The sequence below is a fragment of the Rhodococcus sp. ACS1 genome (assembly GCF_002300155.1).
GTDB lineage: Bacteria > Actinomycetota > Actinomycetes > Mycobacteriales > Mycobacteriaceae > Rhodococcus_F > Rhodococcus_F koreensis.
In genome coordinates, this window is sequence record NZ_NSDZ01000011.1 from 350,622 (window position 1) to 375,088 (window position 24,467).

Here is a 24,467-nt window from a genome sequence, read left to right on the forward strand (position 1 = left end):
ATATGAAAGAATCTGGCCATGGTCGTTCGTCATCGTGTGGTCGTGCTCGCCCTGGACGGTGTGATCCCGTTCGAACTCGGCATCCCGTCGCGGGTCTTCGGACGGGCGCACGACGCCGCCGGGAATCTGCTGTACGACGTGCAGACGTGCACGGCCGACGGACGGCCGGTCCGCTCGGACGCCGACTTCTCGGTGTCCGTCGACCACGGCCCGGAGTTGCTGGCCGAGGCCGACACGGTCGTGATCCCCGCGTCCTACGAACTCGGCCCGGCGTACGACGAAGGCCATCTGCCCGCCGACCTCGAGCGGGCCCTCGCATTCGTCCGGCCCGGCACGCGGTACGTCTCGATCTGCACCGGTTCGTACATTCTCGCCGCGGCGGGGTTGCTCGACGGCCTGCGCGCCACCACCCACTGGCGCAACACCGAGCACTTCCAGCGCACGTATCCGCAGGTCCGGGTCGACCCCGACGTGCTGTTCGTCGACGAGGGCCACATCCTCACCTCGGCGGGCGTCGCCGCCGGACTCGACCTCTGCCTGCACATCGTGCGCCGCGATCACGGGTCGGACGTCGCCAACCGGGTGGCGCGCCGATGCGTCGTCCCACCGTGGCGCGACGGCGGGCAGGCCCAGTACATCGAGCGGCCGATCCCGGAGACCACGTCGGAGTCGACGGCGGCGACCCGCGAGTGGGCGCTGCATCGCCTCGGCGAACCGCTGGCGCTGAACCGGTTGGCGGCGCACGCGAACATGAGCGTCCGCACGTTCACCCGGCGCTTCGGCGAGGAGGTCGGCACCACCCCGAACCGCTGGCTGACCACCCGCCGGGTCGACCGTGCGCGCGAACTCCTCGAGACCACCGACCTGTCCGTCGACGTCATCGCCCGTGAGGTCGGGTTCGGAACCGGCACCTCCCTGCGGCAGCACATGGGTGCGGTGCTGGGGGTTCCGCCGTCGGCGTATCGCAGAACCTTTCGAGGCCAGGCCGTCTGAACGAGTCAGTCTTCGGCCGGATCCCCGGCGCTTTCGGCCCGGTCGCGGAATGCCTCCACCGCGGAGTCGATGGTCGGGTAGAAGTGCGTGGCGTCGAACCTGTCGCCCACCCCGAACCGGATGAGCCGATCCTTGATCGGGCCCTTCATCTCCGCGAACGCCAGCTGGATTCCCTTGCCTTCGAGGTAGGTGTCGAGGTCGACGAGTTCGTCGACGGCGGTGGTGTCGAGTCCGGTGATCGGCTCGGCGGCGATCACGACCCACTCGACCGGTGTCGGCGCCTCCGCCACCACCGAACGCACGTACTCGTCGAAGATCTCACCGTTCGCGAAGAACAGGGGGGCGTCGAAGCGCACCAGCACCAGTCCGGGGATGCGGTCCCCGCCGGGGTGGCGTTCGACGTCGTGGAAGCCCGGCCGGTCCGCCGTCCGGACGAGTTCGGTGCGGTACGGCTGCCAGGCCTGCGCGACCACGGCGACGAACGACAGGCCGATCGCGACGAGGATGCCCTGCAGCACACCGACCAGGGCGACCCCGAGGAACGCGGCGACGGCGAGCCCGAATTCCACGCTGCTCATCCGCCACATGCGGACCATGCCGTCCACGTCCACCAGCGCCGTGGCCGCGACGATCACCACGGCGCCCAGCGTCGCGTCGGGGAGGTAGGCGGTGACACCGGGGGCGATGAGGACGAAGACCAGCACCGCGACGGCGCCGACGACGCACGCCAATTGCGTGCGGGCGCCACTCTGTTCGGCCACCGGCGTGCGGGACCCGCTGGCCGAGATCGGGAAGCCGCCGAACAGCCCGCCCGCGATGTTGGCGACGCCGACCGCCTTCATCTCGGTGCTGCCGTTCACATCTTCGCCGCGGCGGGCGGCGAACGTGCGCGAGAGCACGCCCGTGTCGGCGAACGCGATCAGGGCGATTCCGGCGGCCGGTCCGACGAGTTGTCCCACGTCGCCCCAGTCGACGCCGCCGAACGACGGCAGCGGCAGGCCCGCGGGGAGGGCGCCGACCATCCCGATGTCGTCGGTCAGCCCGAGCGCGGCCGACAGGATCATCGCCCCGACCACCGCCACCAGAACGCCCGGGATGCGGGGAATCCAGATGCGGAACGCCACGATGACGGCGAGGGAGCCGAGACCCACCGCGGCGGCGACGGGGTCGATGTCGCCCCCGAACACCGCCTTTCCGATCCCGCCGATCTCCCCGATGAGTCCGGACGCGTCGACGTCGAACCCGAGCAGTTTGGGTAACTGGCCGACGACGACGATCAACGCGATCGCATTCAGGTACCCGAGCCGGATGGGCTTCGACAGCAGTTCGGTCACGAAGCCGAGATGCAGGAACCCGCCGACCAGGAGGATGAGGCCCATGAGGACGCCCAGGATGCCTGCGAGGGCCAGGGCGCTCTCCGGATCGTCGGTGACGGCGAGGGGCAGGACTGCCGCGGCGATGAGCGGCGCGAGCGACGAATCAGGTCCGAGAACAAGGATTTTCGACGGGCCCACCACCGCGTACGCGAGGAGCGGGACGATGGTGGCGTACAGCCCGGCGTAGGCGGGCAACCCGGCGGCCTCCGCGTATCCCATCCCGGCGGGGATGAGGAGCGCGGTGAGGACGAGTCCGGCGGTGATGTCGGGTCGCAGCCACTCGCGGCGGTACGCCCGTGCCGTCACGATCCCGGGCAACTGCGCGAGGCCTCCTGTCCAGGACATGGTGCCGGCCTCAGCGCGCACGCTGCGGGTCGACCGCGGCTGCCGCGGAGATCGGAGTGATCGGACGCGCGTGCCGCCTGCGGCGCAGAGCCTTCTCCGCCTCCACGACCACCGGGATGATCAGCGACCACCCGAGGCAGGCGAGCCACTGCCCACCGGTCAGCGACGTGGTCATGAGGAGGTCCTGGAGGAAGCCGATTTCGACCGCGAACACGGTGACGACGACCGGGATCGACAGGATCTTCAGTGCGCCGAGGATCGGTGGGGTGAGGCCCGATTCCGGGTCGCGCCGCATGACGAGTCCGGCGAGAATCGACCCGAGCGACAGCACCACGAATGCCGTCGTCATAGGAACGCTCGCCTCGGTCGTGCTCATGTCGCCCGGTGCGAGCAGCATCGCGGCGAGGGTGACGGCGAACTGCAGGATGCCGTACGCCAGCCACTGCCCGAACGCCGTCTTGTTGGCGATCGGCGTGTGCTGGTCGCGGGGCGGCTTGTTCATCAGGTCCGGCGGCGCCGGATCGAGCATGATGACCGCGACGGGGAACAGCGTGATGAAGAAGTGCTGGAACAACACCATGAGCGGGGTGAGCGCGACCCCGTCGTTGATGTCGAAGATGCTCGCCACGAGGAACAGCAGAACCAGCGAGAACAGTTTCGACATCTGGTACCGGATGTACGACACGATCTTTTCGTAGATGTTGCGGCCCAGTCGGATCGCGGTGATCAGGGTTCCGAAGTTGTCGTCGGTGAGCACCATTTTGCCCGCCTGTTTCGTCACCTCGCTGCCCGAACCCATGGCGACGCCGATGTCGGCCTTCTTCAGTGCGGCGGCGTCGTTGACGGCGTCGCCGGTCATCGCCACGACCGCGCCGCTCCGCTGCATGATGTCGGCGAGACGGAGCTTGTCCTGTGGGGTCACGCGGCCGAACACGTGCAGGCGCGGGAGGGCCGCAGTGAGGTCCTCGTCCGTCATGGCCTGGAGTTCGGGACCGCCGATCGCGCCGGGACCGAGGCCGAGTTCGGCGCCGATCGCCGACGCCGTGATCGCGTGGTCGCCGGTGATCATGCGAACCTCGATACCTGCTGCGTGGGCGGTGCGCACGGCGTCGATCGCCTCCGGCCGCAGCGGGTCGATGATGCCGACCATCCCGACGAACGTGAGGTCCTCGACGAACGACATGGGGTCGGCCGCCGCGGCGTCCTCCTGCCCGTCGAGCCTGCGGGCGGCGAACGCCAGCACGCGGAGACCCTTCTCGGACAACTCCCGGTTCGCCGCGGTCAGTTCGTCCCGGACCTGGTCGAGTGGCACCGCGTGCCTGCCCGGCAGGAAGGCGGTGGCGCAGCGGGCGAGGACCACGTCGGGGCCGCCCTTGACGAGTTCGACGAACTGGGTGCTGCCGTCGACCTGGAGGTGGTGGAACGTCGCCATGAACTTGTACGCGGAGTCGAACGGCACTTCCGCGATGCGGGGATACGTGCGCCGGGTGAGCGGAGCGTCGACGCCGATCTTGGCCGCGAGCACGACCAGCGCGGCCTCCGTCGGATCGCCGACGACGTCACCGGTGTCGGAGACGGTGGCGTCGCTGTCGAGGCACAGCCCGTAGGCGAGCAGGGTGAAGTCGGGGGCGGCCTCGCCTGCGGTCTGGGTGATCCGGCCCGTCTTGCTGTATCCCTCGCCGTCGACGGTGTACCACCGGCCGTGGAAGTACAGCGACCGGACGGTCATCTGGTTCATCGTCAGCGTGCCGGTCTTGTCCGAGTTGATCGCGCTGGTGGCGCCGAGGGTCTCGACGTCGGTGAGGTTCTTCACGACGGCTTTCGCCTCGGCCAGTTGACGGGCACCGAAGGCCAGCATCGCCTGCACGAACGTGGGCAGGCCGGTCGGGATCGCGGACACTCCCATGGAGATGCCCAGCAGCAGCACCGTCGTCAGGCTCTGTCCGCGGATCACCCCGAGGATCACGATGAGCGCGACCGCCGTCCACGCGATGATGCCGAGCACCTTGGTGAGCGAATTCAGTTCGCGCTGAAGCGGAGACTTGCTCGGCGCGACGGCCGACAGCATCGACGCGATCTGGCCCATCTGGGTGTTCATTCCGGTTTCGGTGACCACCATGGTCGCGGTGCCCCGGGTGACCGACGTGTTCTGGAAGACCATGTTGCTGCGGTCGCCGAGGGGCACGTCGGCGGCGCCGAGGGTCTGGGTGTCCTTCGGGACGGGTGCGCTCTCACCCGTCAGTGCCGCCTCCTGGGTCTCGAGGGTCGCCGACGTGAGCAATCGGCCGTCGGCGGGGACGACGTCGCCGGCCTCGAGTTGCACGATGTCGCCCGGTACGAGGCCGGTGGCGGCGAGTTGCAGGAGAGTCCCGTCCCGGGTCACCCGCACCTGCGGTGTCTGCATCTTCGCGAGCGCGTCGACGCTGGCGCGCGCCTTCAGTTCCTGCCGCGTGCCCAGCACGACGTTGAGCACGACGAGTGCCGCGACGATGATCGCGGTCGAGACCTCGCCGATGACGACGCTGACGATCGCCACAGCGACCAGCATCAGGTTCATCAGATCCTTCAGCTGTTGCAGCGCGATCGCCCACGCGGACGGGCCCGGCTCCGAGGCGATCTCGTTGGGACCGTGCCGTCGGCGCCGTTCGTCCACCTCTCCGGCCGTCAGGCCCGATTGCCGATCGGATGCTGTCGCGGCGACGACGGCATCGGCGTCCTGGGCGTACCAGGCCGTGTGCGTCTGCGCGGATTCCGTCGAGACCATGACCGCTCGTCCTTTCCGGCTCGGATCCTCAGTACGGGGTGGGGATCCAGTGCAGGGGTTGCCCCGGTTCCTGATAGCCCTCCGCCTTCTGCCGCTTCGGCAGGGTGAGGTCGGGGCGGTCCAGCGGCTCGTACGGGACCTGGCTCAGCAAGTGGCTGATGACGTTGAGCCGTCCGCGTTTCTTGTCGTCGTTGATCGCGACGTACCACGGCGCCCAGCCGGTGTCGGTGAGATGGAACATCTCGTCCCGCGCGCGGGAGTAGTCGTACCAGCGGCTGTACGACTTCAGGTCGAGCTCCGACAGCTTCCAGTACTTCCGGGGGTCGTCCATCCGGCTCTGCAGGCGCATCGTCTGCTGTTCCTCGCTCACTTCCAGCCAGTACTTGAGCAGGATGACTCCCGAGTCGACGATCGAGCGTTCGACCGTCGGGATCAGTTGGAGGAAGTGCTCCGTTTCTTCCTCGGTGCAGAAGCCGAGCACCCGTTCGACCCCCGCGCGGTTGTACCAACTTCGGTCGAAGATGACGACCTCTCCGCCGGCGGGCAGGTGCGGCAGGTACCGCTGCACATACATCTGCGACTTCTCGCGCTCGGTGGGGGCCGGCAGCGCGACCACCCGGAACACCCGCGGGCTCACCCGTTCGGTGATCGCCTTGATGACGCCGCCCTTGCCCGCGGTGTCACGGCCCTCGAAGACGACGCACACCTTCGCGCCGGATGACTTCACCCACTCCTGCAGCGCGACGAGTTCGGCATGGAGGGGTTTCAGGAGTCGCCGGTACTCCTTGTTCTTCATCGGTGCGGACGGCTCGGCGCCGTCGGGCCGGGACAGCTCGGCCCCGGCCCTGTCCTTGCTCTTCTTTCCCACGGTTTCTCCCGCTTTGCCGGGTGATCAGACCTGTTCCGGCTTCCAGGTCGACACGGCCCAGATGACGACGACGTCGAGTGCGATGATGAGCAGCGACCACCACGGGTAGTACGGCAGCCACAGGAAGTTGGCGAGAATCGACACGGCCGCGACCACGATCGCCGACACCCGCGCCCAGCCCGCTCCGGTGAACAGCGCGAGGCCGACCCCCAGGATCACGATGCCCAGCACGATGTGGATCCAGCCCCACGTCGTCAGGTCCAGCTTGTAGACGTATTCGATACCGACGACGAAGACTTCGTTCTCGGCGACCGCGGCGACCCCTTGGAAGAACTGGATGATGCCGACCGTGACGAGCATGATGGCTGCCCCGATCGAGGTGCCTGCCGCGACGCCCTGTTTGACCGATGATGTCTCGGACATGACAGTCCCTTTCTCTACCGCGAGTTCTCTACCGCGAGCCGGCGGCCCGGTACCCCCATTGTCCGCCGTTCCACCCCCGCCGCAGTCGTGAAACGATATTTCCGGACGGAGTCGGATACTGGATTCATTCCAGGATCCCGCACATGCGCGGAGCGGAACCGAACCGCGTTGTTCGAGAGTTCATTTCGTGTCTTGACGGTAGCCGCCCGCCGGGATGACGATTGATCGATGACGGGGGACGACGAACTGCTTCAAGTCGAAAAGGTCATCGAGCGCCTGATCACTCGATACCCGTCGGTCTCGTCGGTCGACATCGAGCACATCGTGCGCACCGTCCACAAACGACTGGCGGAGAGCCGCGTTCGCGACTTCATCCCCCTTCTCGTCGAGAAGGCGGCTCGGCGCGACCTCGCCGCCCGTGCGACAGCGACGGAATCGGTCGGGTGACTTTGTACTCTAGCGGTTCCGCACCGGCTCATGGATACTGAGCGCAGGCCCGTGTGGCTGCCGCTGCTGTCTTCAGAAGAGAGGTCCTGCGGTGAACGACAACGATCTGGATGTACTCGGGCCCATCGACTATCTCGTCGTGGAGTTCCCCGCAGACCGGAAACCCGACGGTTCGGCACTACCACTGCTGATCGATCTCGTCGATCGGAACATCATCCGGGTACTCGACCTGATCTTCGTCCGTAAGGAACCCGACGGAGCGCTGTCCGGTATCGCGATCGAGGACCTCGGGTTCGAGGGCGGAGTGGACGTGACGCTCTTCGCCGAAGCGGCAACGGGCCTGATCGACCGCACCGACCTCGAGGAAGCCGCGGCCGTGCTCGAGCCCGGGTGTTCCGGGGCGATTCTCGTCTATGAGAATTGTTGGGCCGCACCGTTCGCCTCCGCTCTGCGGCGCGAAGGGGCCCAGCTCGTGGCATCCGGGCGCATCCCCGTCCAAGGCATTCTGGCGGCGCTCGACGCGCTCGACGCCTCCAGCTGACAGGCTGCCGAATCCAGAGCTGAGGAGCACATCATGCCAGGACTTCTGCGCGGGATCGCTCGGACCGCCGTCGTGGCGGGTACCGCGACCGCCGTCTCCAACCGGGTCTCCCGACGACAAGGGCAGCGGTGGGCGGGGAACCAGCCGGCCCCGCAGCAGCAGGCTCCGCCGCCGCCTCCGCCGCCTCCGCCGCCTCCGCCGGCGCAACCCGCACCGCCGGCCGTTGGCACGGATCGTATTGCGGCCCTGAAACAACTCGGTGAACTCCGCACTCAGGGGGTCCTCACCGAGGAAGAATTCAACGCAGAGAAGGCCAAGATCCTGGCTTCCTGACCGCAACACCGAGTGGACGGAGCACTGAAAATGGAAGGCTTCTGGGAGTTTTTCTGGTTCATCTTCGTCTGTTTCGCCTTCGTGGCGTACCTGACCGTGCTGTTCTCGATCATCACCGATCTGTTCCGGGACCGCGACACTTCGGGGTGGGTGAAGGCGATCTGGATCTTCTTCCTGTTCTTCGTTCCGTTCCTGTCGGCGCTGATCTACCTGATCGTCAACAGCGACGGCATGGCGAAGCGGTCGATGGCTGCCGCCCAGCAAGTGAAGCAGGCGCAGGACACCTACATTCGGGATGTCGCCGGGCAGTCTCCGGCTCAGCAGATCTCGGATGCCAAGGCGCTCCTCGACTCCGGCGCGATCACCGAGGCCGAGTTCCAGTCGATCAAGGCGAAGACGCTGGCATAGCGTCCGTCGCCGCGGCTGCCCGAAGCCGCGGCGGCTGCGCTGCGCCTTCACTAGTGTCCCTGTGGGCGCGGCGACGCAAGACCGCTGCAGGTTTGGCGGTACGGTCGCGCATCATCCTTGCTGCTGCCGATGGTGGATCGAATACCGAAGTGGCGCAGAGGCTGGGGTTGAACCGAGGACGATCGACGACGACAAGATCAAGGATCTGATTACCTCGACCCTCGAAACGACACCGAAGAACGCCACACACTGGTCCACACGCTCGATGGCCGAGCATTCCGATATCTCGCAATCGACGGTTTCGAGGTGTGGCGCGCGTTCGGTTTGGCCGCGTTCGCCGAGTGCCGACGTCACTCAGTCGATCAAGGCGAAGACGCTGGCATAGCGTCCATCGCCGCGGCGGAAGTGCGGGCCGGACGGATGAGCAACTCGATCGCCACGAGTGCCAGCAGGCCGATGATGACGATCCACAGCACGACCAGTCCGGTGGGGTAGCGCCAGAACATCAGCAGTACTGCGGCGATACCGATCACCGCGCAGCGCAACGGAATGCGGAGCTGGTAGGCCCACCGCTCCACCTCGTTCGGTGGCCGGCCGCTGCCGGACCGCCGAACGAAGTCGAGTGCCTGCCCGTAGCCGCGACGCACGGCGGTCGCCGAGGACGAGCCACCGATGAGGTAGGCGCCGAGTGCGATCACCAGGCCCAGTACCGCGACCGCGCGCAGGCTCGTCCGCAGCGGGACGAGGACCGTGTCGATGACGGCCGTCGCCGCATCGGGCGACAGGATGTCAGGTGGGACGCTGTCGAGATAGATGGCCCGTCCGATGAGAATGCCGATTGCGAGAGCGAGCATTCCGAGAGCGATCGCGAGTCCCGCAAGGGCGAGAGCACGGAGCCTCCTGCCGGTGGGTGCGACGGCCACGGCAGCGGCGGCACAGGCGATGCCCAGCCACGGCAGGATGGCCGACGCCTTGTCGAGTGCGCGGACGGCGCGCTGCGCCTTCACGAGTTCGGGAGATTGGAAGAGCACGAATTGCTTGTCCACCGACGGGATCTTGTCGGCGAACGCGAAGCCGCGGCCGACGAGTTCCGATTTCACGCGGTCGATGACGGTGCCGAGGGAGATGCTGACGGTGCCACTCTGGTCGACCTCCACGGAGCTGAGGCCGTAGTTTCCGGTCATCACTGCCACGAGTGCGTTGTGTGCGGCCCGGTTCGCCTGGATCCACAGGTCTTCGAACTGCTGGGATCGCACGAGCGAGCTGACGGTGTCGTGGACGAAGTTCTTGGCCTGGCTGGTGAGCACCGGTGCGAGGCCGACGACCGCCTTGTCGAGGCGCGGCGCGTTCGCGGCGAGATTCGTCATGTCGGTCAGCGCGGTGAGGGCTTCGGTGGTGAGACCCTCGACGTCGACGCGCGCGAAGATCTCGTCGGTGATCTGGTTGGTGATGTCAGCCTGCAGTGCGGGATTCGAGCCCAGCGGCGCGACCGTGCTCACGTAGCGGTCGGTGTCGAGGATCTGGCTGCGGGTGAAGCGGGCGGTGACCGACGCGACCGCGAGGACGGCGACCAGCACGAGCAGGATCGTCACCGCGGTCCAGCGCAGCCCGTTGTGGGGTGGGCGGGAAACCGGTTCGGCGGGAACACCGGCAGCTTCACCTGCCGCCTGGGCTCGCAGTGTGGTGACTTCGTCGCGCAACCGGAGTAGTTCGGCGCGTTCGTCCTTGCCGAGCGCGTCCGCGCTCGAGGCCTCGTTCATGGTCGGTCAGGCCTCGTCTGGGTTCCAGGTGGCAACCGCCCAGATCACTACCGCATTCAACGCGATGATCGTGATCGCCCACAGGGGGTAGTACGGCAGCCAGAGGAAGTTGACGAAGATCGAGACGGCGCAGAGCACCATGGCTCCGACGCGGGCCCAGGTCGCTCCGGTGAACAACGCGATGCCGACGGCGGCCACGATCACGCCGAGTACGAGATGGAACCATCCCCACGCGGTGACGTCGAATTTGTAGGTGTACTCGACGCCGACGACGATGACGTCGTCCTTGGCGATTGCGGAGATACCTTGGAGGAATTCGAGCGCGCCGACGGTGACGAGGAGAACCGCCCCGCCCATCGAGGTTCCCTTTGCCACACCTTTTTTGACCAGTGATTCCTCGGACATGACCGTTCCTCTTTCGTCAACGTACGAAATGAACTGGTATAACGAGTATCCCCCGTCGGATTGCTGCTGTCAGCGAGATTCCGGTACCGGGCGTATGTTGACCTTGCGCGACGCGGCGGCAGACAATGTCTGCATCCCACCGCATATCCGGGGAAGGGGATCGTCATGTCCGATCAATCGTTGGCCAAGCAGGGGGTCGCCGCCGCCACGTCCATGGTGGCAGCGATAGTTTTGCTCACTATCGGAATACTGCATGTGCTCTCGGGTATCTCGGCGCTGATGAAGGACGACCTGGTCGTGGCCGGGCCGGAATACGTCTACCAGTTCGACACGACGGCGTGGGGGTGGATCCACCTCGTGCTCGGCGTGATCGTCGCGCTCGTCGGCGTCATGCTGTTCACCGGTGCGACGTGGGCCCGTGTCGGCGCAATGGTGATCTGCGCGTTGTCGATACTCGCTAATTTCCTGTGGCTGCCCCACTACCCGTTGTGGTCGATCGTCATCATTCTGCTCGACGTGTTCGTGATCTGGGCCGTGGCGACGTGGCATCCGGGCTACGAGGAGAGCATTTAGGTCGTTGTTCCCAACGCGGCACGAGGGAATCGTCGCGTCCGCCCCGTCACGGAGAGGATGAGATGACCGACGAATCCGGATCGTCACGACCGCCCCAGCAGTACCGTCGCTGGCTGCCGGACCGGTATGCGTTCGGGGGACTGGTCGTTGCCGTGCTGTTCGTGTGGCTGTCGTTGACGCCGACGTTGCTGCCGCGGGGTCCGTTCTTCCAGGGATTGGTCACCGGTGTTTCGGCGGCGGTCGGCTACGCCCTCGGATTTCTGGGTTCCGTTCTGGTTCGTCATCTCGTGCGGCGGGAGCCGTCGGCGCGCGTGAAGACCTGGGTTCGGCGGGGGGCGTTGGTGATCGGGCTCGTCGGCACCGCGGCGATGCTGGTGTGGTTCGCGAATTGGCAGGATCAGCTTCGGGCACTCATGAGCGCCGCATCGTTCCCGTGGACGGGCTACGTCGTGACGGTGATCGTGGCGGTATTGATTTTCGTGCTGCTGGTTGCGATCTCCCGGTTGCTGCTGCGGGCGGTGCGGTGGGTCGAACGCAAGATCAGCCGTGTCGTGCCGCGACGGATCTCGGCGACCGTGATCGGCGTGCTGGCGATAGCGCTGTTGTTCGCACTCCTCAACGGGGTGGCGGTCCGCGTGATCATGACCGGTCTGAACAATTCGTTCGCCGCGGTGAACCAGGAGACCAAGGCCGGTGACGAACCGCCGACGACGACGCTGCGTTCGGGCGGACCGGAATCGCTGGTCACGTGGGATTCGCTGGGAAGGCAGGGTCGGTCGTTCATCTCGCGTGGCCCGACCGTCGAGGAACTGTCCGCCTTCAACGGTGGACGGCCCGCACTGGAGCCGATCCGGACCTACGCCGGGCTCGCCAGCGGTGGCGATTCGATCCGGGAGAGCGCCCAACTGGCAGCGGACGAACTCGAACGGGCCGGCGGGTTCGATCGCGCGGTGATCGGCGTGGCGACAACCACCGGCACCGGATGGATCAACGAGAGCCTCGCCTCCTCACTCGAGTACATGTACAACGGCGACACCGCGATCGTCGGGTTGCAGTACTCGTATCTCCCCAGCTGGCTGTCGTTCCTCGTGGACAAGGAGCGGGCCCGCCAGGCGGGGGAGGCGCAATTCGACGCGGTGTACGACAAGTGGAAGCAGTTGCCACCGGAGACCCGTCCGAAACTCGTCGTGATGGGGGAGAGCCTGGGCTCCTTCGGCGGCGAGAGCGCGTTCGGCAGCGTCGACGACGTCGAGGCGCGTTCCGACGGCGTTCTGTTCACCGGACCGCCGAACGCGAACGAGATCTGGACCGACGTGACGACCAACCGGGATCCCGGCTCACCCGAATGGCTTCCGATCTACGAGCAGGGCGAGACCGTGCGCTTCGGTGCGCGGGCGCCGGAGGATCTGCCCCGCCCCGACACCCCGTGGGGGAAGCCACGGATGGTGTACCTGCAGCACGCGTCCGACCCGATCGTCTGGTGGTCGCCGGAGCTGCTGGTGAGCGAGCCCGACTGGCTGAAGGAGGAGCGCGGGTACGACGTCCTGGACAGCACGCAATGGTTCCCGTTCGTGACGTTCCTCCAAGTTGCGGCGGACATGGCGGTGTCGACGGGCGTCCCCGACGGGCACGGGCATACCTACGTCGTCGACATCGCGGATGCGTGGAGCGCGATCCTGGCGCCGGACGGCTGGACCCCGGCGGACAACGAGCGATTGCGGACCGTGCTCGCCGAGATGGGGGCGGACGGCTGACCCGTCGTCACGGTTGCGGCGGCGCGGGGTCCTGTTCTCGTCTCATGCGGAACGAGTTGAGCAGTCCGGCGAGACCGGCGAGGAGGGGTACGAGCAGCGCCACCTGCAGGGCGAGTGGCCGTGCGTCGGTGTTGATTCGGACCACCTCGTCTCGTATCTCGGGTGGCTGGCCGACGAGGAGTTGTTCGAGTTGGGTGTTGCTCATGACCTCGGCGTCGTCCTCGAGTACCTGCGCCACGTGCTGCTGGTCGGCCGGCGGGAGGACGGTGCTCGATTGCGCCATGGCGGTGAACGTGATGGACAGTGTCGCCAGCATGATGGCGCCGGCGAACGCCAGTCCGAACGACAGCCCGAACGATCCCGCTGCGGAGTTCGCGCCTGCCGCCTCGCTGACGTGCTCCTCCGAGATCGGGGCGAGCGTGTAGTTGTTGAGTTGGGATACCAGCAAACCCAGCCCCGAGCCCGCGATTGCCAGTGGGAGCAGCAATGCCCAGCCGAACTCGGCCCGCGGCACGATCGGGATCAGTATTGCGACGCCGATCGTGACGAGGACGAATCCCCAGCGGATGATGCTGCTCGGACTGCGATCTCCCGCCTTCTTGCCCGCCAGCAGCGCCACGCCGAACATGCTGAGCGAGAGGGGGGCGAGTGACAGTCCCGCCTGCATCGCGTTGTACTCGAGCACCATCTGGAGGTAGATCGGAAGGGCGATCATCGTGCCGCCCAACGCTATCTGCTGGAGCATCTGCTGTGAGATTCCCAGTCGGAACACTGTGGAGCGGAACAGATCGGGGTCCAGCAGCGGCGGTTCCCCGCGACGCTTCCGGCGGACGAGCCAGTACCCCAGTCCGGCCAGCGCCAGCGCACCCACGACCAGCAGGGCGGCCACCGCTTCGCCGCCTTCCTGCCACACGAGGATTCCCAGCACGATGCCGCCCATCCCGAGGACGGAGAGGCCCGCACCCACCGGGTCGATTCCCCGGGGCCCGGTGTACGGCACGTCGCGGACGAGTCGGATCCCGGACAGCACGATCGCGATGATGACGACCTCGAGCACGAATGCGACGCGCCACGACAGGAAGGTGGTGATGAAACCTCCGAGGAGCGGTCCGACTGCGGCGGCGATCGCCGCCGCCGCGCCGACCAGCGCGTAGACCTTCTTCTGCGCAGCACCTTCGAAGTTGCCGTGGATCAGGGACTGCATGGCGGGCAACAGCAGTGACGCACCGATTCCGCCGAGGATCGCCCAGAACACGATGATCGCGGTCAGGCTCTGCGCGAGCGCCATCGCGGATGCGCCCACGGCATACCCGAGCAGACCGATCACGTACGCCCGTTTGCGTCCGATCAGGTCGCCGACCTTGCCGCCGATCAGGATGAACGCGGCCGACACCAGTGCCTCGAGTGCGATCGCCGCCTGGACGCCGCTGACGGTCGTGTCGAGGTCGCGGACCACGGCTGAGATCGACACGTTCATCAGTGAGGTGTCGACGACGAGCACGAACATCGCCATCGCCAGCAGCAGGGCGAGCAGCCGCTGCGACCCCTCCAGGTTGGTACCCGAGCTGTTGGTTCGGTCTTCGGACACGGGCGCCTCCTGTGCCGACCGGCCACTGCGGTGTCGCGCCGAGCGGTGATTCCCAGACCCGAGTCTCCCACGTGCAGGGGGTGTCCTACGTGGATTCACCCGTTTCCGGGTGTGCGAGGAACCCGGCGACGACCGGTGCGAGTCCGGATGCGTCGGTGACGATGTCGATGTGCCCGCCGGCGTGGATGTGCAACGTCGCGTGTGGCAGCAGTGCGTTCATGATGCGCGCGTTCAGGACGGGAATGATCGGGTCGTCGGTGCCCGCCACGACGAGCGTGGGCTGCCGGATCAGCGGCAGGACGGGAAGGCTCGTCCACAGGGCGCCCGCGAGGAGTTGGTGGAGATAGCCGACCCGGGAGCCGGCCTGCCGCTGCTTCCCGAAGATCCGCGCCACGTCACCGTCGCCGCCGGCGCGGCGGGCGGCGCCGCCGTACAGGTCGCCGGCGACGGCCGACGCGTAGGCGGGATCGGTGAACCGCTTCGGGGTCAGCATCTTCGAGAGCACGCGCGGATGACCCGGAATCATGAGGGCGCCGGTGCCGGTGGCGACGAGGACGAGACGACGGCAGCGCCGCGGGTGCTGCAGGGCGAACTGCTGGGCCAGCGCTCCGCCCCACGACAACCCGAGGACATCGACGGTGCCGACCCCGATCTCGTCGAGCAACCGGCTCAGCCCGTAGGCGAGGGCCGGGATTGCGTACGGAACCGGGGAGGCAGGCGAACCTCCGGTGCCCGGGACGTCGAAGCTGATGATCGTCGCGGCCGGATCCAGTGCGGCGACCAGCGGTTCGAGCACTTCCAGGCCGGCCCCGATGCCGTTGCACAGCACCAGGGGCACCCCGGTGCCGGTGCGGATCCGCACTCGGATCCGCAGCCCGCACACCGGAACGACCCTGTCCTCGAACCGGTCGCGGCCGCCGAACAGTTCGGTCACCGTCACGTGTAGAGCACCACGACGTCGGCGACGCACACCGGACGGGTTCCGCCGTCGATCTCGTAGGTCAGCCGGAACACTGCTTCGACGCCGGCCGGCTTCTGTTCGGCTGCGGTGAGAGCCACGGTGGCGCGCAGGACGGATCCGACCGGAAGCGGCGCCGGGAACCGGACCTTGTTCAGTCCGTAGTTGAGGGCGGCGTCGACGCCGTCGACGGTGAGTGCCTCCGCGAGGATGCTCGGCGCCAGCGACAGCGTCAGATAGCCGTGTGCGACGGTGCCGCCGAAGGGTCCGTCGGCGGCGCGATCCGGATCGGTGTGAATCCACTGGAAGTCGCCGGTCGCCTCCGCGAACAGGTTCACCTGGTCTTGCAGGACCTTGTAGGGGCCAGTGGTTCCGATGGTCCGGCCGACCGACTCGACGAGTTCGGCGGGATGGGTGAGATGCAGGGTCATGGTGTTCCTCTGTCGGTGACGAGCGGGTCAGGAGTGGTGCACATAGGTGCCGGGGGCGGGCGCCAGCGGCGGGTACTGCCGGGCACCGAGGGTGTGCGGTGCGTCGACGTCGGGTCCGCTGCGTTCGGCGAGCCAGTGCGCGTAGTCGGTCCACCACGAGTCCGTCGCAGTCTCCGCGGTGGCGAGCCACGCGTCCGGCGTCTCGGAGACGGGTTCGCCGAACCGGTACGACGCCCGCGGGTTGCCCGGCGGGTTCACGAGTGAGGCGATGTGTCCGTTCGACGACAGCACGAACCGCGCGTCCTTGCTGCCGAGGAGGCGAGCGCTGCGGTAGGTCGACTGCCACGGGCAGAGGTGGTCGGCGGACCCGCCGACCACGTACGAATCCGCGGTCACCGTGCCGAGGTCGACGGGCGTGCCGAGCATGGTGGCGGCACCGGGGATCGTCAGCGCGTTGCGCAGGCCGAGCAGCACGAGGTCGCGGTGCAGTGCCGCCGCCATGCGGGTGGTGTCCGAGTTCCAGAACAGCACGTCGAACGCGGCCGGAGACCGGCCCTGCACGTAGTTGTTGACCCAGTACCGCCAGACCAGATCGGTGGGACGCAGCCATGCGAACATCTCCGCGAGCGTGCGACCGTCGAGGAATCCCTTGGCGGCCGAGTCCCGGATCGCCGCGGCAGCGGCACGCTCGCTCATCATGGCCGACGCCGTTCCGGCGCGGGTCTGATCGAGAACGGTCACGGCCAGGGTGAGGCCGGCGATACGGTCGCCCTCGCCGATCTCGGTGAGGTGTGCGGCGACCATGGCGGCGAGAATGCCGCCCGAGCAGGTGCCGAGGACGTGCGCGCTCGTGGTTCCGGCGATGCACTGCACCGCGTCGAGAGCCTCCAGGATCGCGGCACCGTACGTGTCGGCACCCCAGTCCCGGTGCCGGGCGTGGGGGTTGCGCCAGGAGATCGCGAAGACCTGCTGTCCCTGCTGCACGAGGTGCTCGATCAGGCTGCGGCCCGGTGCGATGTCGAGGATGTAGTACTTGTTGATGACGGGCGGGACGATCAGCAGCGGTGTGGCGTGGACCGTCTCCGTCTGCGGCGCATAGTGGATCAGCTCGAACGTGCGGGTCTGGAAGACCACGGCACCCTTCGTCGCCGCCACGTGCTCCCCGACCTCGAACGCGTCGGGTTCGACCATGGCAGGCACCCGCGGACTCGACTGCATGTCGCGGAGGAAGGCCCGGACACCGCGTACCGCACTGAGTCCGCCGGTGTCCACCATCGCCTTCCACCCGAGCGGGCTGAGGAACGGATTGTTGGTCGGCGACAGTCCTTCGACCAGGTTGTCGAAGACGAACCGCATCCGTTCGTGATCGCGCCAGTCCAGGTCGGCGTCCTCGAGCAGGGCAGTGGCGGTGTGCGAGGTGGCGAGATACGCCTGCATGGCCCGCCGCAGGGCGGGATTCTGCTGCCACGCGGCATCGCCGAAACGCTTGTCCGCCTTGGCGGGAGCCCGGTCGGACGTGCCGGCGACGATCGCACCGAGTTCACGGACGAGGGCGCCGCCGCGCAGGGCGACCGTGCGGGGCCTGCCGGCGAGGCTGATGCCGAAACGGCTCCAGGAGCTGTCGGGGAGCATGCGGGCGGCGACGCCGCGGGTTCCGCGGGTGAGGAGGAGGTCGAGGGGAGCGGTCAGCTCGTCGGGGGTCGTCGGAGTGGGGGACGACGTACTCATGGGCGGAGCTTTCGATGGAAGTGTGCTCTGAGATGTCAGAGTGCGGAGTGAGTCAGAGCGCGGCCGGCGTGCGGCCGAGTTCGCGTTTGAGGATCTTGCCGGTGGCGGTCATCGGCAGGGAGTCGACGAATTCGACGGTGCGAGGGTATTTGTAGCTCGCCATCTGCTGCTTGGACCAGGCGATCAGCTCGCCGGGGGTGATCTGTGCGCCCGGTTCGAGGATGACGTAGGCCTTGACCTCCTCGCCGTGGCTGTCGTCGGGGACACCGACGACGGCGGCGAGGGAGACGGCGTCGTGCCCGATGAGGACGTCCTCGATCTCGCGGGGATAGACGTTGAAACCGCCGCGCACGATGAGGTCCTTGGCGCGGTCGACGATGTAGTAGAAGCCGTCCTCGTCGACCCGCGCGAGGTCGCCGGTGCGGAACCAGCCGTCGCGCAGCACTTCCGCGGTGGCCTCGGGGCGGTTGTAGTAGCCCTTCATGATGTTGTGACCGCGCAGCGCGATCTCACCGATCTGATCGGTCCCGGTGACGGTGTTCCACTCCTTGTCGACGAGACGCGCCTGGATGCCCCAGACGGGAACGCCGATCGATCCGGGCCGGGGTTCGAGAGCGGGGTCGCTGAACGTCGCGAGCGGCGACGTCTCGGACAGCCCGTAGCCCTCGAGGATCTGCACGCCGAACCGGTCGGCGAACCGGGTGAGGATCTCCACCGGCAGGGCGGCGCCGCCGGAGATGGCACGGCGCATGTTCCGGGCGATGCGGTCGATGTCGACGGGATGTTCGTCGAGGGCGCCGAGCAGCCCCCAGTACATGGTGGGCACACCCGCGAAGACGGTGATGTCCTCCCGCTCGATGAGGTCGAGTGCGGCCCGGGCCTCGAACCGGGGCAGCAGCACGAGGGTCGCGCCCACCGAGATGCCTGCGTTGAGGGTGACGGTCTGGCCGAACGAGTGGAACAGCGGCAGTGTCACCAGATACCGGTCGTGGGTCGAGGGTGTGCTGTCGAACAGCCGGTTGGCGGTCAGCGCGTTCAGCGCCATGTTGGCGTGGGTGAGTTCGGCGCCCTTGGGTTTTCCGGTGGTGCCGCTCGTGTACAGGATGACGGCGGTGTCCCCGGGTTCGCGGACCACGGCGTCGAAGTTGCTGTCGTGCCGCGCGAGGGCGTCGGCGAGCGTCCCGACGCCGTCGATCATGGCGGGGGCGGCCGGGTCGGTGGTGATGCGGAACAGGGCGCGGCAGCGGGGACTCTGCGCGAAGCCGGACAGTCCGTACTCGCCCATCGGCAGTTCGGGGGTGCCCTCGAAGCAGAAGTAGGCCTTGGCATCGGAATCGTCGAGGTGATACGCGATCTCACGATCCTTGAGCAGAACGTTGAGCGGCACGACCACCGCGCCCGCCTTGAGGATGCCGTAGTAGACGACGGGGAACTGCGGAATGTTGGGGCACGACAGCGCGATCGTGTCGCCGGGTTCGATGCCGGCCGACACCAGCAGGTTCGCGACCCGGTTCGACTGGGCGTCGAGGTCGGCGTAGGTCATCCGCTGGTCACCGAGCACCAGGGCGACGCGGTCGGGGAATCGGCGGGCCGAGTCTTCGAGAAGTACGGAGAGGTTGAGCACGGTGAACTTTCTCGTCGGGGGAACAGTGCCGTCGCGCTACGCGAACGACGCGGCGGTGGCGGCGGTCGAGTTGATCAGCTCGCGGAGCAGCTCTTCGGCGTACGGCCAGTACCCGTAGCCGGCGGCCGGGTTGAGGTGACCGACGGCGCCGAGGTCGACGAGCTTGCTGCCCCACGATTCGGCCATCCCGGCGACCCGGCGGAACCGGGCCAGCGGGTCGTCGGTGCTCGCCGCCACGATGCTGGGGAACGGGAGCCGGCGCCGGGGGACGGGGTTCCAGCCGTTCGCGTCGAGGTCCCCGCGTGCGGGGTAGCCTGCGGGGAGCGGCTCCTCGAAGTCCGGTGGGGTGGCCAGCAGGGCGCCCTGAACGGGACGGGACGCCTGCTGGGCCCAGTGCACCGTGATCGCCACGCCCGCGCTGTGCGCGACGAGCACCACCGGACCGTCGATGTCGGTGAGAACGGTGTCGAGGGCGGCGATCCGCGCGGCGAGACTGAGCTTGTCCCGCTCGAGCGGCGGCACCGTCCGCACGTTGTCGAGTCGCTCGGCGAGCAACGTCTGCCAGTGGTCGGCGACGTGATCGCGCAGTCCGGGCACGATCACCACGGTCGGTTCGGTGGAGGTGGTCACGGTCGGCTCCAGTTTCCTAAGAGATGGCGGTAAGGGCGGCGAGCTTGCGGCGTCCGGCCGGGTAGGCACGTTTGCCGAGAATCAGGGCGACGATCGCGACGACGTAGATCAGGGGCGCGATCTGCAGGGCGGTGACGAGGCCGAAGCGGTCGGCGAGCAGTCCGACGACGAACGGGCCGAGTGCCAGTCCGAGAAGGTTGTTGGCGAGTGTGAGGGTGCCGAAGGCCGAGGCACGCACCGAGGAGTGGGTGAGGTTCGCGACCATCGCGGCGATCGGACCGGACGAGCCGGCGGAGAAGAAGGCGCCGATGCCGATCAGGATCAGCTGGGTGGAACCGGACGGCATCTGGAAACCGGCTCCGAGGAACACGAGCGAGAGCACGCCGTACACGACGGCCGTGGTCCATTTCTTGGTGGGATCGTCCCGGCTCACACGGTCGGTGATGATGCCGCACACCACCATGCCGCTGCCGACGGCGAGGACGAAGATCGACGCCATCGCGCCGGCCTTGTCGGGGGCGAGGCCGTACGACCGGTTGAAGAAGCTCGGCAGCCACGCCAGCAGGACGCCCGCGGTGAACATCTGCAGACCGCCACCGATGTACGCCAGCACGACGGCGGGTGTGGAGAAGAGGCTCGAGAGCGGTGCCCGGAAACCGGTGGGTGTGTCGGCGGGGTCGTCGAGGACGGCGGCGTCCGTCAGTTTCCGTTCGGATACGAGGGCACGGAACAGGGCGACGAGGATGAGGCCGAAGACGGCCATCGCGGCGAACGACCAGCGCCAGCCGAGGTTGACGGCGATGACGCCGCCGAGGGCGACACCGATCACGGAACCGAACGATCCGCCGCCCATGAAGGCGCCGCTGAGCGCGGAGTGCACGCGCGGGGCGAACACGCTGAGCACCACTGCGATGCCGACACTGCCGTAGGCGGCTTCGCCGACACCGACGAGGAATCTGGCGCCGAGCATCTGCTCGTAGTTGGTGGCGAGCGCACAGAGCAGCGTGGCGGCGCTCCACAGGACGGCCATGAGAAGCAGGCTCTTGACCCGGCCCCACCGGTCGGCCAGTAGCGACAGCGGGAGGGTCAGCAGGCCGACCATGAGTGCGACGATGCTGCTGAGCGAAGCCAGCTGTGAATCGGACAGCGCCCATTCGGTTTTGAGGAGCGGGAAGACGGCGCTGAGAACCTGCCGGGACATGTAGTCCGACAGCAGCAGTCCGAAGGTGAGCGCGAAGACGATCCAGGGGTATACCCGCGACCGTCGGGCCGGCGCAGCGGTCTCGCCGATAGTGTCCGGGGCGGTGGTGGTGTTCGGTCCCATGAGGCCTCCTATGGCCGACAGGATTGGTAAAAGGGTGTGGGGAGGGAGCCGGGCGTGCTCGGCAGGAGCAGCGAATCCTCCGGCTCCCTCCCCGTTCGTGACGAAATCCCCTCGGGTGCGGGAACTCAGGCGTGCTGGGTGAATCCGACCTGGCCGGGACGGCGGTTCGGGGCGTAACCGAGCTTGGCGAGGGTCTCGTCGGCATCGGCGTAGGTCTGACCGATCCGGTAGATGTCGCGGGCCTCCTTACCGGTGGCCACCTCCCGGCCCAGCTCCCCGGCCACCCGGACCAACTGCTCGACCTGCGCGACCGAGGTCATCTTCTCGCCCTTGCGACCCCAGATCGTGTCCTCGTTCCCGCACCGCGGATGCAGACCCATCGCGATCGCCATCGCGTTGACCGGCAGCACACTGCGCATCAACGTCTCGAGGGTCAGGCACGCACCGTCCGGCACCCGCTGCACGAAATTCATGATGTTGTACGGATTCGGGCCGTCGAAACCGCCACCGATACCGACCCAGGTCAAATTCAGCGGACCGGTGTACACCCCACGCCGGATCAACCGCTCCACCGTCTCGAGCTGCGGAATGCTCGACAGCTGGAAATGCGGCTGGATCCCGGCCGCCTGCAGGCGACGCAGATGCTCCTCCACCCACGCCGGGCCGGCCGGGACCGTCATCTCCCGGTACGCCTCGGCCAGCTCGGGCCGCTGCATCGAGGTGCCCGCGATGTCGTCGGCGGTCATCAACTCCATGATGTTCATCTGCGAGGTGTTGATCGCGATCGTCACCTGATCCGGTGCCGGATCGAGGTCGGCGAGCATGTGCCGGGTGTCGTCGGAGAGCCACTTCGCGTCCGCGCCCTCACCCTCGGGGGCGAAGGAGATGGAACCGCCGACCTGCAGGATCATCTCCGGCACCGCCTGCCGCAGTCCGGCGAGCAGTTCGTTGAACTTCGACAGCCGCTTGGAGCCCTTGCCGTCGAGTTCGCGGACGTGGATGTGCAGCACGGTGGCGCCGGCCTCGTAGCAGTCCACCGCCTTCTGCACGTGCTCGTCCATCGTCAGCGGCAGGTCCTCGCGGAAGTCGTCCGGCTCCCACTCGGGACCGTACGGGGCGCACGTGATGACCAGCTTCTCCTGGTTCTCGGGGAAGAGGGCGTCGTCGTGGAAATGCATGGGTGTTCTCCGTTTCGAAATCGGAACTGATGACTAGGGGAAGTGAGAAATTCAGAAGGGCCGGTCGCCGACGATTCCGGCGCGTTCCATCTTGCGGACGGCGGGCCAGTAGTCCTGGACGGCGTAGTGCTGTGTGGACCGGTTGTCCCAGATCGCAACACTGTTCGGGGTCCACCGCCACCGCACCTGGTACTCGGGGATCGAGGCCTGGCTGATCAGGTAGTTGAGCAGGTTGCTGCTGCCGGGCGCGTAGTCGATGCCGTACCGGATGTTGTCCGGGGTGTGGTAATTGACGAAGTGGGTTGCGAAGGAATTGACGAACAGGATCTTTTCGCCGGTGTCCGGGTGCGTGCGCACCACGGGGTGCTCGGCGTCGGGGAAGCGATCGTGCAGGGCGTGCCGCTGCTCCAGCGTCTGGGCCGCGCCGAACGAGGCCTCGATGCTGTGCCGGGCGCGCAGTCCGTCGATCTGCTCCTTCACCCGGTCGGGGAGTTTCTCGTAGGCCAGGGCCATGTTCACCCAGATGGTGTCGCCACCGACCGGCGGCGTCTCGACGGCCCGGAGCACACACCCCATGGGCGGGTTGGCACGCCAGGTGGCGTCGCAGTGGAAGGCGTTCTCGTAGTGCTCGGCCGGGCTGTCGAGGTCCTTGTAGATCCGCACCAGCCCGGGATACTCGGGGTCGCTGCCCGCGACGGGATGATCCTCGAGCGGGCCGAAGCGCTCGGCGAGCGCCACGTGCTCCGCCCGGCTCATGTCCTGGTCGCGGAAGAACAGAACCTTGTACTCGAGCAGCAGTTCCCGGAGTTCGGCGAACAGGGCGTCGTCGCGAGAGACGTCGCCGAGGTTCACGTCGAACAACTCGGCGCCGAGAGAGCAGGTCATCGGTGTCAGCCGGAACGAACCGGAGGGGGAGAGGATCGCGTGCCGCTCGGGCGAATACGTCAGTTGCGCGGTGTCGTTCATGATGGTGTCTCCGTCGTGGTGAAGGGTGGCCAGGCTCAGAGCCGGAACACCGAGGAGCCGATGCTGGTGCCGGATTCGAGGTCGCGGTGCGCCTGGACGGCGTCCTCGAGTCCGTAGCTCTGGTTGATCTCGATGCGGATCCGGCCCGCCTCGACGTGGCCGAACAGTTCACCGGCGAGTTCGGCGCGCTCCGCCGGGTCCGCGATGTAGTCGGCGAGCGCGGGCCGGGTGACGAACAGCGAACCCTTGACGGCCAACTGCATCGCGTTGATCGGCGGAATCGGTCCCGACGCCGTGCCGAAGCACACGAGCAGTCCCCGCCGGGACAGGCAGTCGAGCGAAGTCTCGAAGGTGGACTGGCCGATGCTGTCGTAGACGACGGGAACGCCGGCGCCGTCGGTGATCTCGCGGACCCGCTCGGCGACGTTCTCGCGGGTGTAGACGATCACGTGCTCGCAGCCGTGGGCGCGGGCGATCGCGGCCTTCTCGTCGGTGGAGACCGTGCCGATCACGTTGACGCCCAGCAGCTTCGCCCACTGGGTGAAGATGAGTCCGACGCCACCGGCGGCCGCGTGGAGCAGCACGGTGTCGCCGGCCTTCAGCGGGGCGATGCGGCGCAGCAGGTAGGCCGACGTGAGCCCGCGCATCGTCATCGCGGCGGCCGTGTCGAAGCCGATCGCGGACGGCAGCGGAATGAGCGGGGCGGCAGGCATCACGCGTTCGGTGCTGTAGGCGCCGAGCGGACTGCCCGTGTAGGTGACGCGGTCGCCGACCTGCACGTGGGTCACTCCGGTGCCGACCGCCTCGACCACACCGGCGCCCTCGACGCCCATGCCCGCGGGCAGTTCGGCCGGGTAGAGGCCGGTGCGGAAGTAGGTGTCGGCGAAGTTCAGGCCGACCGCCTCGTGGCGGATCCGGACCCCGTGCGGGCCGGGTTCTCCGACCTCGACGGACTCCCACTGCATGACCTCGGGTGCGCCGTGCTCGTAGAACCGAACAGCCTGTGCCACAGTATTTCTCCTCTTCGACGTGATGATCGGCGCGGTACCG

Annotated in this window: 23 protein-coding genes and 1 pseudogene; 8 read left to right on the top strand and 16 right to left on the bottom strand. The window is 67.5% G+C overall.

All coding sequences use genetic code 11. From position 1 onward, the window contains the following. The first annotated feature begins 18 nt into the window (after positions 1-18). The gene (locus tag CJ179_RS43060) at positions 19-993 is read left to right on the top strand and encodes a GlxA family transcriptional regulator (RefSeq protein ID WP_072943828.1); all 975 of its coding nucleotides are present in this window, start codon (positions 19-21) and stop codon (positions 991-993) included. Between the two features lie 5 nt (positions 994-998). Here CJ179_RS43060 and CJ179_RS43065 read toward each other — a convergent pair whose 3' ends face one another. From CJ179_RS43065 to CJ179_RS43080, 4 genes are read right to left on the bottom strand one after another with little or no spacing between them, the layout of a single operon-like run. Next, on the bottom strand, positions 999-2,714 hold the full coding sequence (locus tag CJ179_RS43065; protein WP_095865685.1) for a SulP family inorganic anion transporter: 1,716 nt from the start codon (positions 2,712-2,714) through the stop codon (positions 999-1,001). A 10-nt stretch (positions 2,715-2,724) separates the two neighbouring features. Continuing rightward, positions 2,725-5,478, bottom strand: coding sequence for a cation-translocating P-type ATPase (locus CJ179_RS43070; RefSeq protein ID WP_095865495.1), 2,754 nt, complete (start codon positions 5,476-5,478; stop codon positions 2,725-2,727). A 28-nt stretch (positions 5,479-5,506) separates the two neighbouring features. Then, entirely contained in the window at positions 5,507-6,346 is an 840-nt protein-coding gene (gene ppk2 / locus CJ179_RS43075; protein WP_072943826.1) for a polyphosphate kinase 2, read from the bottom strand. Positions 6,347-6,370: 24 nt separating this feature from the next. Then, the gene (locus tag CJ179_RS43080) at positions 6,371-6,769 is read right to left on the bottom strand and encodes a hypothetical protein (protein ID WP_095865496.1); all 399 of its coding nucleotides are present in this window, start codon (positions 6,767-6,769) and stop codon (positions 6,371-6,373) included. Positions 6,770-6,997: 228 nt separating this feature from the next. Here CJ179_RS43080 and CJ179_RS43085 point away from each other — a divergent pair, with 228 nt between their 5' ends. The 5 genes and pseudogenes from CJ179_RS43085 to CJ179_RS43105 all read left to right on the top strand — a co-directional run. Further along, complete coding sequence (locus CJ179_RS43085) at positions 6,998-7,216, top strand: three-helix bundle dimerization domain-containing protein (RefSeq protein WP_072943824.1); 219 nt, start codon at positions 6,998-7,000, stop codon at positions 7,214-7,216. A 91-nt stretch (positions 7,217-7,307) separates the two neighbouring features. Beyond that, the gene (locus CJ179_RS43090) at positions 7,308-7,757 is read left to right on the top strand and encodes a DUF6325 family protein (RefSeq protein ID WP_072943823.1); all 450 of its coding nucleotides are present in this window, start codon (positions 7,308-7,310) and stop codon (positions 7,755-7,757) included. Positions 7,758-7,790: 33 nt separating this feature from the next. Further along, positions 7,791-8,090: an SHOCT domain-containing protein gene (locus tag CJ179_RS43095; protein WP_072943821.1), complete on the top strand. Its 300-nt coding sequence runs from the start codon at positions 7,791-7,793 to the stop codon at positions 8,088-8,090. A 30-nt stretch (positions 8,091-8,120) separates the two neighbouring features. Next, positions 8,121-8,498, top strand: a complete 378-nt coding sequence (locus tag CJ179_RS43100; RefSeq protein WP_072943820.1) for an SHOCT domain-containing protein — start codon at positions 8,121-8,123, stop codon at positions 8,496-8,498. 62 nt (positions 8,499-8,560) lie between these two features. Beyond that, positions 8,561-8,828: pseudogene (locus tag CJ179_RS43105) on the top strand (IS630 family transposase); the annotation flags it as partial. 32 nt (positions 8,829-8,860) lie between these two features. Here the strand turns inward: CJ179_RS43105 and CJ179_RS43110 are convergent. Further along, on the bottom strand, positions 8,861-10,258 hold the full coding sequence (locus tag CJ179_RS43110; RefSeq protein WP_095865497.1) for a hypothetical protein: 1,398 nt from the start codon (positions 10,256-10,258) through the stop codon (positions 8,861-8,863). Between the two features lie 6 nt (positions 10,259-10,264). Continuing rightward, a complete protein-coding gene (locus CJ179_RS43115; RefSeq protein WP_072943816.1) occupies positions 10,265-10,663 on the bottom strand; it encodes a hypothetical protein in 399 nt (132 codons plus the stop codon). A 165-nt stretch (positions 10,664-10,828) separates the two neighbouring features. Between CJ179_RS43115 and CJ179_RS43120 the strand changes: the two genes are divergently transcribed. Together CJ179_RS43120 and CJ179_RS43125 are read left to right on the top strand one after the other, a co-directional pair. Next, positions 10,829-11,236: a hypothetical protein gene (locus tag CJ179_RS43120; protein WP_072943814.1), complete on the top strand. Its 408-nt coding sequence runs from the start codon at positions 10,829-10,831 to the stop codon at positions 11,234-11,236. Between the two features lie 62 nt (positions 11,237-11,298). Next, positions 11,299-12,990 (top strand): alpha/beta-hydrolase family protein, encoded by a 1,692-nt coding sequence (locus CJ179_RS43125; RefSeq protein ID WP_072943812.1) that lies wholly within the window; start codon positions 11,299-11,301, stop codon positions 12,988-12,990. Between the two features lie 7 nt (positions 12,991-12,997). Here CJ179_RS43125 and CJ179_RS43130 read toward each other — a convergent pair whose 3' ends face one another. The 10 genes from CJ179_RS43130 to CJ179_RS43175 form a co-directional block, all read right to left on the bottom strand. Continuing rightward, the gene (locus CJ179_RS43130; RefSeq protein WP_072943810.1) at positions 12,998-14,578 is read right to left on the bottom strand and encodes an MFS transporter; all 1,581 of its coding nucleotides are present in this window, start codon (positions 14,576-14,578) and stop codon (positions 12,998-13,000) included. An 85-nt stretch (positions 14,579-14,663) separates the two neighbouring features. Continuing rightward, on the bottom strand, positions 14,664-15,518 hold the full coding sequence (phaZ, locus tag CJ179_RS43135) for a poly(3-hydroxyalkanoate) depolymerase (protein WP_072943809.1): 855 nt from the start codon (positions 15,516-15,518) through the stop codon (positions 14,664-14,666). After that, positions 15,515-15,967 carry a MaoC family dehydratase gene (locus CJ179_RS43140; RefSeq protein ID WP_072943807.1) on the bottom strand — a complete coding sequence of 151 codons (453 nt, stop codon included), beginning with the start codon at positions 15,965-15,967 and terminating at the stop codon, positions 15,515-15,517. Before CJ179_RS43140 ends, phaZ begins: the two co-directional genes overlap by 4 nt. A gap of 27 nt (positions 15,968-15,994) precedes the next feature. After that, positions 15,995-17,695, bottom strand: coding sequence for an alpha/beta hydrolase (locus tag CJ179_RS43145; RefSeq protein ID WP_072943805.1), 1,701 nt, complete (start codon positions 17,693-17,695; stop codon positions 15,995-15,997). Between the two features lie 52 nt (positions 17,696-17,747). Next, positions 17,748-19,319 carry a long-chain fatty acid--CoA ligase gene (locus CJ179_RS43150; RefSeq protein WP_072943803.1) on the bottom strand — a complete coding sequence of 524 codons (1,572 nt, stop codon included), beginning with the start codon at positions 19,317-19,319 and terminating at the stop codon, positions 17,748-17,750. A gap of 36 nt (positions 19,320-19,355) precedes the next feature. Then, positions 19,356-19,949 carry an alpha/beta hydrolase gene (locus tag CJ179_RS43155; RefSeq protein ID WP_072943801.1) on the bottom strand — a complete coding sequence of 198 codons (594 nt, stop codon included), beginning with the start codon at positions 19,947-19,949 and terminating at the stop codon, positions 19,356-19,358. A gap of 16 nt (positions 19,950-19,965) precedes the next feature. Then, a complete protein-coding gene (locus CJ179_RS43160) occupies positions 19,966-21,273 on the bottom strand; it encodes an MFS transporter (RefSeq protein WP_095865498.1) in 1,308 nt (435 codons plus the stop codon). 125 nt (positions 21,274-21,398) lie between these two features. Further along, complete coding sequence (locus CJ179_RS43165; RefSeq protein ID WP_072943797.1) at positions 21,399-22,451, bottom strand: 3-keto-5-aminohexanoate cleavage protein; 1,053 nt, start codon at positions 22,449-22,451, stop codon at positions 21,399-21,401. A gap of 51 nt (positions 22,452-22,502) precedes the next feature. After that, positions 22,503-23,417 (bottom strand): TauD/TfdA family dioxygenase, encoded by a 915-nt coding sequence (locus CJ179_RS43170; RefSeq protein WP_095865499.1) that lies wholly within the window; start codon positions 23,415-23,417, stop codon positions 22,503-22,505. 35 nt (positions 23,418-23,452) lie between these two features. Beyond that, the gene (locus tag CJ179_RS43175; protein WP_095865500.1) at positions 23,453-24,427 is read right to left on the bottom strand and encodes a quinone oxidoreductase; all 975 of its coding nucleotides are present in this window, start codon (positions 24,425-24,427) and stop codon (positions 23,453-23,455) included. Between the last annotated feature and the right edge of the window lie 40 nt (positions 24,428-24,467).